The following is a 7,875-nucleotide window of genomic DNA, read 5'->3' on the forward strand; positions in this document are numbered from 1 at the left end:
TCCTGATGCCGCCAATCCGTTATTTTAAATCATCCGGAGCGCGATTCATGGGTAACAGCTATTCAACGCTGGCAGTCGAAAAGCTGTAAGCCCTTCTTCCCCGGAATGGGAAAACGGCTCTTGAGTCATGATGGAAGGGAGGAGATTACTGGCTGTTTTTTTTCTTATTCTACCTTTTGGTTTGGCTGTTTGCTCTTCTAAATGTTCTTCGGAGGTTAAGTAACAGTGATCTGAGGATTACCCTCTTTTATCGGCAGTCACGTATGCCTCATCTGCCCACCGTCTTTTAAGCAATACAGAGTCATGCCCCTGTGGCGGGACGTCTACCTTGGTCTTTATGTGATCAATACATAGTTTCATTGAATTCAGGTTCCCAAGCTCGTTAACCGGGATTTCAATGACCTCAAATCCTGATTTTTGTAGCAGTGCGATTTTAAGCAGCGTCGAACCATTCCTGGTTTTGAAATCACCACCCACGTAATGAGACAATCCCTGAACTTCAATCACAATGTTGTGATCTGGCAGCAGCAGGTCAACCGGAGGTAATGAGTTCAGACTCTTTTCTTCTTCAATCTTCAAGTATGGCATGCATGATTGGAGTTGGTCGCTTAAATCGGCTTGAGGTTTTGAAATGGTTGTCTGGTAATGGGGAACCACCGGAGACGCTCTCCCAACCCAACTTGCGGCCATGGCAATGATGCGTTGATCCTCTTCATTATCCGGCGATGTATTTTCCAGGCGAACAAACAGGTCATCCATGTGCTTTTCAAGTACGTTATTTTTATTGGTATTAGAGACCAGAGACAACCTGGCACAGCATACCATTACTCCCCAGAGAGACATCAATATATCTTGCTGAGAGAGCTGAGGGTTTTCACTGATTCGGTAAACAAGCGATTCGAAAGTGGATGTAACCACATTCAGCTCAACGAGCTCACCCAGTTTCGCCATGGCCCACAGCAGGTTGGCGATATGCTGAGAAATAAATTGGTCTTTCTGTGCGTTCACGAGGGGCAACAGCTCGGCCAAGGCCTCTTTGAGCTCTGGTGTCTGCTCCTGCCCGTTGTCCAACAGTTTCGCCATGGCCCACAGCAGGTTGGCGATATGCTGAGGAATAAATTGGTCTTTTTGTGCGTTCACGAGGGGCAACAGCGCGGCCACAGCCTTTTTAAGCCCTGGTGTCTGCTCCTGCCCGTTGTCCACCAGTTTTGCCATGGCCCACAGCAGGATGGCGATATGCTGAGGTATAAATTGGTCTTTCTGTGCGTTTACGTGGGGCAACAGCGCGGCCACAGCCTTTTTAAGCCCTGGTGTCTGCTCCTGCCCGTTGTCCACCAGTTTTGCCATGGCCCACAGCAGGATGGCGATATCCTGAGCATTAAATTGGACTTTCTGTGCATTCACGTGGGGTAACAGCGCTTCCACGGCCTCTATGAGCCCTGGTGTCCGCTCCTGCCAGTTGTCCACCAGTTTCGCCATGGCCCACAGCAGGTTGGCGATATGCTGAGGAATAAATTGGTCTTTCTGTGCGTTCACATGGGGCAACAGCGCGGCCATGGTCTCTTTGAACTCTGGTGTTCGTTCCTGCCCGTTGTCCACCAGTTTCGCCATGGCCCACAGCAGGTTGGCGATTTCCTGTGGTTTAAAGTTAGCTTTCTGTGCGTTTACGCGGGGCAACAACGCGGCCACAGCCTCTTTGAGCCCTGGTGACCACTCCCCGTTGTTCACCAGTTTCGCCATGGCCCACAGCAAGTTGGCTATTTCCTGTGGTTTAAATTTAGCTTTCTGTGCGTTCACCTGGGGCAACAGCACGGCCATGGCCTCCTTGAACTCTGGTGTCTTCTGCTCTTGCCCGTTGTCCGTCAGTTTTGCTATGGCCCACAGCAGGTTGGTGATTTCCTGTGGTTTAAAGTTAGCTTTCTGTGCGTCCACGTGGGGCAACAGCGCGGCCACAGCCTCTTTGAGCCCTGGTGTCCACTCCAGCCCGTTGCCCACCAGTTTCGCCATGGCCCACAGCAGGATGGTGATACCCTGGGCATTAAATTGGTATTTCTGTGCGCTCACATTGGGCAACAGCACGGCCACGGCCTTGTTGAGTCCAGGTGTCTGTTCCAGCCCGTTGTCCACCAGTTTCGCCATGGCCCAGAGCAGGTTGGCGATTTCCTGTGGTTTAAAGTTAGTTTTCTGTGCGTTCACGTGGGGCAACAGCGCGGCCACGGCCTCTTTGAAACCCGGTGTCCGCTCCTGCCCGTTGTCCACCAGTTTCGCCATGGCCCACATCAGGTTGGCGATTCCCCGGGCATCAATATCCCTGGCTTCAGGTTTTTGGTTGCACTTGAATATTATTGCATCAAGTAGCGTAGACAATAAGGCAGCTTGAGTGAGCTGAACACGCTCATCCCCGGGTTTTTGAGGGGTAAAAACACCCGCTGAAGTCAATGAATGAAGTGTTGTCGTCAGGCTTAGCCAATTCCAACTCCGTGATACTGTAAAATTTTGCAGCAAACGTATCAGCTGGCTTTGTTCAGCCCGATTTAACGGTCTTTTAGCAGATAATGAGTATTTTTTAATTAAACTGGCATATTTCCCGTGATCTCTCCCATCATAGCGATGTCCGAAACGATTCGATTTAATCACCAGATCATCCATTATTTCCTGTTTAATGAGGGCATTGAAATCTTGAGCAGGGTTTACTGAGCGGCACAGTAGATACTGAGAAGGAGATGCGCCAGAAGAATTATAAAATTCATCACGTTCGGGGACAATGTGGGGAGGATTATCCCATTGTCTGACTGTGGCATGTCTATATCGCCCAAGCCTTGAAGAAGCGGCACGGTATTCCGGGTGGTTGTAATCATTACCTGGTCTTGTGTATTGACCACTGATGCCAGCAGGGGGTCTATGCATAATTATATTTCATCAATTCATGAAAATATAAAAAGCTGACTGCTGTTCTGTTCAGAAGTTCATTTTGCTGAAATGGTCTATAAACGTCAGTGGTTGAAGAAACCCATCTACTCCTGATGCCACCAATCCGCTATTTTCAAATTATCCGGGGCGAGACAATCAGTTGCAACCGTTGATCAATCTGCCTATTGATCACCTGCGGATACGGTCGCAATGCTGGAAACTTTCCTTCCCCGGAATTTAACAGGGTTCTGGAGTCATGATGAAAGGGGAGTGGTTAGTGCCTTTTTTTTCTTTTCCTTTTTCTGTTTTTTGATTTGTCTGTGTGCTTTTCTGATTTTTTTTCGGCGGTAACGTTTGTTTCCTCTACCGATCCGATGTTAAGTGATACACAGCCATGACCCTGTGGCGGGATGTCCACCCTGGCCTTTATTTGATCAATGCATAGTTTTATTGAATTCTGGCTCCAAAGCTGGTTAGCCGGGATTTCAATGACCTCAAATCCTGATTTTTGCAGCAGTGCTATTTTAAGCAGAGTTGAACCATTCCTGATTTTGAAATCATTACTTACGTAATGAGACGGTCCCTGAATTTCAATCACCATGTTGTGATCTGGCAGTAGCAGGTCAACGGGAGGCAATGAGTTCAGGCTCTTTTCCTGTTCAATCTTCAAAGAGGGCATGCATGATTGGAGTTGATCACGGAAGTCGGCCTGAGTTTTTGAAATGGTTGTCCGGTAATGGGGGATGATCGGACACGCTCTCCCCAACCAAATGGCAGCCATGGTAATGATTGGTTGATTCTTTTGATTGTCCGGGGATGTATTTTCTAGGCGAGTGGACAGGTCATCCATGTGCTTTTCAAGCACGCTATTTTTAATGGCATTGGGGGCCAGAGACAACCTGGCACAACATACCATTACTCCCCAGAGAGACATCGCTATATCTTGCTGAAAGAGCTGAGGGCTGTCACTGAATCGGCAGAGCAACGATTCGAACGAAGAGGTAATCACGTGCAGCTCAACGAGTTCACCCAGCTTCGCCATGGCCCACAGCAGGTTGGCGATATGCTGAGGATCAAATTGGTCTTTCTGTGGGTTCACGCAGGGCAGCAGCACGGCCACAGCTTCTTTAAGTCCTGGTGTCCACTCTCCGTTTTCCACCAGTTTCGCCATGGCCCACAGCAGGTTGGTGATTGCCTGTGGTGTAAAGTTGGCTTTATTTGCGTGCACGTGGGGCAACAGCGGGGCCACAGCTTTTTTAAGCGCTGATGTCTGTTGCTGGCCGTTGTCCACCAGTTTCGCCATGGCCCACAGCAGGTTGGCGATTTGCTGAGGAATAAAATGGTCTTTCATTGCGTTCACGTGGGGCAATAGCCGGGCCACGGCCTCGTTGAACTCTGGTGTCGGTTCCAGGCCGTTGTCCATCAGTTTCGCCATGGCCCACAGCAGGTTGGCGATATGCTGAGGAATAAATTGGTCTCTCAGTACTTTCACGAGGGGTAACAGCGTGGCCATGGCCTCGTTGAGCCCTGATGCCTGCTCCTGCCCGTTGTCCACCAGTTTCGCTATGGCACACAGCAGGTTGGTAATATCCTGAGCATTGAATTGGTCTTTCTGTGCGTTCACATGGGGCAACAGCGCGGCCACAGCTTTTTTAAGCCCTGGTGTCTTTTCCTGACCGTTGTCCACCAGTTTCGCCATGGCCCACAGCAGGTTGGCGATTCCCTGGGCATTAAATTGGTCTGCCTGTGCGTTCACGTAGGGCAACAGCACGGCCACAGCTTTTTTAAGCCCTGGTGTCTGTTCCTGGCCGTTGTCCACCAGTTTTGCCATGGCCCACAGCAGGTTGGCAATTTGCTGGGGAAGAAATTGGTCTTTGGTTGCGTTCACGTGGGGCAACAGCCGGGCCACGGCCTCGTTGAACTCTGGTGTTGGCTCCAGGCCGTTGTCAACCAGTTTCGCCATGGACCACAGCAGGTTGGAGGTTCCCTGGGCATTAAATTGGTCTGCCTGTGCGTTTACGTGGGGCAACAGCGCGGCCACAGCTTTTTTAAGCCCTGGTGTCTGTTCCTGGCCGTTGTCCACCAGTTTCGCCATGGCCCACAGCAGGTTGGCGATTCCCTGGGCATTAAATTGATCTGCCTGTGCGTTCACGTGGGGCAACAGCGCGACCACAGCTTTTTTAAGCCCTGGTGTCTGTTCCTGGCCGTTGTCCACCAGTTTCGCCATGGCCCACAGCAGGTTGGCAATTTGCTGAGGAATAAATTGGTCTTTGGTTGCGTTCAAATTGGACAACAGCCGTGCCACAGCCACGTTGAACTCTGCTGTCTGCTCCTGCCCGTTGTCCACCAGTTTCGCCATGGCCCACAACAGGATGGCGATATGCTGAGGGATAAATTGGTACTTCTGTGCGTTCACGTGGTGTAACAGGGTACCCAGGGCCTCTTTGATCTCTGGTGTCCGTTCCTGCCCGTTGTCCACCAGTTTCGCTATGGACCACAGCAGGTTGGAGATTCCCTGGGCATTAAATTGGTCTGCCTGTGCGTTCACGTGGGGCAGCAGCGCGGCCACCGCTTTTTTAAGCCCTGGTGTCTGCTCCTGCCCATTGTCCACCAGTTTCGCCATGGCCCACAACAGGATGGTGATATGTTGAGGTATAAATTGGTCTTTCCTTGCGTTCACGTAAGGCAGCAGACCGACCACAGTACTGTTGAACTCTGGCATCTGCTCCTGCCCGTTGTCACCCAGTTTCGCCATGGCCCACAACAGGATGGTGATATGTTGAGGTATAAATTGGTCTTTCTTTGCGTTCACGTGGTGCAACAGCGCGGCCACGGCCTCTATGAGCCCCGGTGTCTGCTCCTGCCCGTTGTCCACCAGTTTCGCCACGGCCCACAGCAAGTTGGCGATTCCCTGGGCATTAAATTGGTTTTTATGTGCGTTCACGAAGGGCATCAGCGCGGCCACACCCTTTTTAAGCCCCGGTGTCTGTTCATGCCCGTTATCCACCAGTTTCGCCATGGCCCACAGCAGGCTGGCGATATGCTGAGGATCAAACTGGTCTTTCTGTGGGTTCATGTGGGGCAACAGCGCGTCCACGGCCATGTTGAGCTCTGGTGTTCGCTCCTGTCCGTTGTCCACCAGTTTTGCCATGGCCCACAGCAGGTTGGCGATACCCTGTGGCTTAAAGTCAGTTTTCTGTGCGTTCACGCGGGGCAATATCGCTGCTACGGCCTCGCTGAGATCAGCTGTCTGCTCGAGTCCGTTGACCACCAGTTTCGCCATGGCCCATAGCAGATTGATGATTCCCTGGGCATTAAGTTGGTCTTTCTGTTCGCGTACGATGGGCAACAACGCGGCCACAGCCTTTTTAAGCCCCGGTGTCTGTTCATGCCCGTTATCCACCAGTTTCGCCATGGCCCACAGGAGGTTGGCGATTCCCTGTGGTGTAAAGTTAGCTTTCTGTGCATTTACGTCGGGTAACAGTGCAGCCACGGCCTCTTTGAGCCAGGGTGTCTGCTCTTGGCCGTTGTCCACCAGTTTGGCCACGGCCCACAGCAGGTTGGCGATTCCCTGTGGTGTAAAGTTAGATTTTTGTGCGTTTACGTGGGGTAACAGCGCAGCCACGGCCTCTTTGAACTCTGGTGTCTGCTCGTGCCCGTTGTCCACCAGTTTTGCCATGGCCCACAGCAGGTTGGCGATTCCCCGGGCATCAATATCACTGTCTTCCAGTCTTTGGTTGCAGTTAAATATTATTGCATCCAGTAGCGTTGACAATAAGGCAGCTTGAGTATGCTTGAGACGCTCATCCATGGGGCTATGAGGGGTAAAAACACCCGCTGAAGTCAATGCATGAAGTGTTGTTGACAGGCTTCGCCAACTCCAGCTCCGTGTTGCTGTAAAATTTTGCAGCAAACTTATCAGCTGGCCTTGTTCCGCTTGATTTAACGGTCTTTTAGCAGCTGACGTGTATTGTTTAATTGAATTGGCATATAGACCGTGATTTTTCCCATCATAGCGATGACCGAAACGATACGATTTACTCAGCAGATCATCCATTATTTCCTGTTTAATGAGGGTGTTAAAATCTTGAGCAGAGTTTACTGAACGGCTCTGTAGATATTGAGAAGTGTTTGCGCCAGGAGAATGGTAAAATTTATTACGCCCCGGGGTAGTGCGTGGGGGATTATCCCATTGTCTGACTGTGGCATGTCTATATCGCCCAGGCCTTGAAGAAGCGGCACGGTTTTTCGGTTGGTTGTAGTCATTACCTGGTCTTGCGTCTTGACCACTGATGCCAGCAGGGGGGTTATACATAATTATATTTCATCAATTCATGAAAATATAAAAAGCTGACTGCTGTTCTGTTCATAAGTTCATTTTGCTGAAATGGTCTATAGACGTCAGTGGTTGAAGAAACTCATCTACTCCTGATGCCACCAATCCGCTATTTTCAAATTATCCGGGGCGAGACAATCAGCTACAACCTTTGATCAATCTGCCCGGGGATCACCTGCGGATGCGGTCGAAATGCTGGAAGCTCTCCTTCCCCGGAATGTGAGCACGGTTCTGGAGTCATGATGAAGGGGAAGCGGTTATTGGCTTTTTTTTTCTATTTCTTTTTCTTTTTTTTGGTTTGTCTGTTTGCTTTTCTGAATTTTCTTCGGCGGCTAAGTAACAATGATTTGAAGATTGCCACTTTTTATCGGCGGTAACGTTTGTCCCCTCTACCGATCCGATGTCAAGTGATACGCAGCCATGACCCTGTGGCGGGATGTCCACCCTGGCCTTTATTTGATCAATGCATAGCTTTATTGAATTCTGGCTCTAAAGCTGGTTTACCGGGATTTCAATGACCTCAAATCCTGATTTTTGCAGCAGTGCTATTTTAAGCAGAGTTGAACCATTCCTGATTTTGAAATCATTACTTACGTAATGAGACGGTCCCTGAATTTCAATCACCATGT

At 50.2% G+C, this 7,875-nt stretch carries 3 protein-coding genes; all 3 read right to left on the reverse strand.

Annotated elements, in window-relative coordinates; all coding sequences use genetic code 11:
• Positions 1-237: 237 nt before the first annotated feature.
• Positions 238-2,907: a DUF1601 domain-containing protein gene (locus J7438_RS15895; RefSeq protein ID WP_209277328.1), complete on the reverse strand. Its 2,670-nt coding sequence runs from the start codon at positions 2,905-2,907 to the stop codon at positions 238-240.
• Between the two features lie 277 nt (positions 2,908-3,184).
• Positions 3,185-7,225, reverse strand: a complete 4,041-nt coding sequence (locus tag J7438_RS15900) for a DUF1601 domain-containing protein (protein WP_209277329.1) — start codon at positions 7,223-7,225, stop codon at positions 3,185-3,187.
• 510 nt (positions 7,226-7,735) lie between these two features.
• Positions 7,736-7,873: an RAP domain-containing protein gene (locus tag J7438_RS28360; protein WP_209277330.1), complete on the reverse strand. Its 138-nt coding sequence runs from the start codon at positions 7,871-7,873 to the stop codon at positions 7,736-7,738.
• Positions 7,874-7,875 lie beyond the last annotated feature (2 nt).

Origin of the sequence: Thalassotalea sp. G20_0 (assembly GCF_017744175.1) — a bacterium.
In the GTDB taxonomy this organism is placed as follows: Bacteria; Pseudomonadota; Gammaproteobacteria; order Pseudomonadales; family Endozoicomonadaceae; genus Endozoicomonas.